The 1,570-nt window shown below is 68.3% G+C and carries 1 protein-coding gene and 1 pseudogene; both read left to right on the top strand.

Features of this window, described 5'->3' with window-relative positions; translation table 11 throughout:
- Positions 1–67 precede the first annotated feature (67 nt).
- A complete protein-coding gene (locus ABZ795_RS28710; RefSeq protein WP_357532637.1) occupies positions 68–1,390 on the top strand; it encodes an IS30 family transposase in 1,323 nt (440 codons plus the stop codon).
- Between the two features lie 37 nt (positions 1,391–1,427).
- Positions 1,428–1,570, top strand: a pseudogene (locus tag ABZ795_RS28705) (IS3 family transposase); the annotation flags it as partial.

Genomic DNA, 1,570 nt, shown 5'->3' with positions numbered 1-1,570 from the left:
CAAGCTGGAGCAGGTGCCGGAAGGGGCGCGGAGGCAGTGGGCGGCGGACCGGGCGCTGCGGGCGCCGATGCGGTCGCCGGGTCGGCCTGAGCCTTCGCGCGCTGTGCAGCGGCAGTTCTGGCGACTGATCGCGACGGGGGTCACGACGGTCGAGGCCGCGCTTGCTGTTGGCGTGTCGTGGCCAGTTGGATCGCGGTGGTTTCGTCACGCTGGCGGCATGCCACCGATCAGCTTGGACGAGCCTTCGGGCCGCTATCTGTCCTTCGCCGAACGCGAGGAGATCGCGCTGCTGCGGGCGCAGGGCCAGGGCGTGCGTGAGATCGGCCGCAGGATCGGACGCGATGCGGGGACGATCTCGCGTGAGTTGCGGCGTAACGCGGCGACCCGGGCCGGCAAGCAGGAGTATCGGGCCACGGTGGCGCAGTGGAAGGCGCAACAGGCGGCCAAGCGTCCGAAGACCGCCAAGCTGGTGTCCAATCCTCGGCTGCGCGAATACGTGCAGGACCGACTGTCCGGAGCGGTGCGCCGGGCCGGCGGAGAACTCGTGGCCGGGCCGACGGCTCGGGCCTGGAAGGGACGAAACAAGCCCCGCCGGGAAGACCGTCGCTGGGTCACCGCCTGGAGCCCGGAACAGATCAGCAACCGGTTGAAGCTCGACTTCCCGGATGATGAGTCCATGCGCATCTCGCATGAGGCGATCTACCAGTCGCTGTTCATCCAGGGCCGAGGCGCGCTGAAGCGTGAACTGGTCGCGTGTCTGCGCACCGGCCGGGCACTGCGGGTGCCGCGCGCCCGGGCCAGGCAACGCCGCGACGGCATGGTCACCCCCGAAGTGATGATCAGCCAACGGCCGGCCGAGGTCGAGGACCGGGCCGTGCCGGGGCACTGGGAAGGTGACCTGATCATCGGGCTGGACAGGTCCGCGATCGGCACCCTCGTGGAACGAACCACCCGCTTCACCATGCTGCTGCACCTGCCCCGCATGGACGGATGGGGCGCCGAAGCGCGGTCGAAGAACGGCCCGGCCCTGGCCGGGCACGGCGCCGAAGCCGTCCGCGAAGCGATCGCCGCGACGATCACCGCTCTGCCCGAGCAGTTGCGTCGCACGCTCACGTGGGATCGCGGCAAAGAACTCGCCCAGCACGCGAAGCTAACGATCGACACCGGCGTGCAGGTCTACTTCGCCGACCCGCACAGTCCGTGGCAGCGCGGCACTAACGAGAACACCAACGGGCTGCTCCGGCAGTACTTTCCCAAGGGTACGGACCGGGCCCGCTGGAACACCGGCGAACTCGCGGCGGTGGCGGCAACATTGAACAGCCGGCCACGCAAAGCACTCGGGTGGAGAACGCCGGGCGAAGCCCTCAATGACCTGTTACCGTCCACGTAGGACAGCGGTGTTGCAAGGACTGGTTGAAACCGGTAACTACACGTCGTTCCGCTTCGCGCAACGCCTGGCCGACAACGGGATCCTGCCCTCGATGGGGTCCGTCGGCGACAGCTACGACGCCCTCATGGAGAACTTCTGGTCGACGTTGAAGATCGAACTCGTCTACCGCACCTCATGGCG

This window comes from Micromonospora sp. NPDC047134, from assembly GCF_040643455.1.
Classification (GTDB): domain Bacteria; phylum Actinomycetota; class Actinomycetes; order Mycobacteriales; family Micromonosporaceae; genus Micromonospora.
This window is presented reverse-complemented; position numbering and strand designations above follow the sequence as displayed.

What these genes read in the sequence shown, in the direction of transcription:
- ABZ795_RS28710 (WP_357532637.1), top strand. Translation starts at nt 68, where the DNA reads ATGCGGTCGCCGGGTCGGCCTGAGCCTTCGCGCGCTGTGCAGCGGCAG.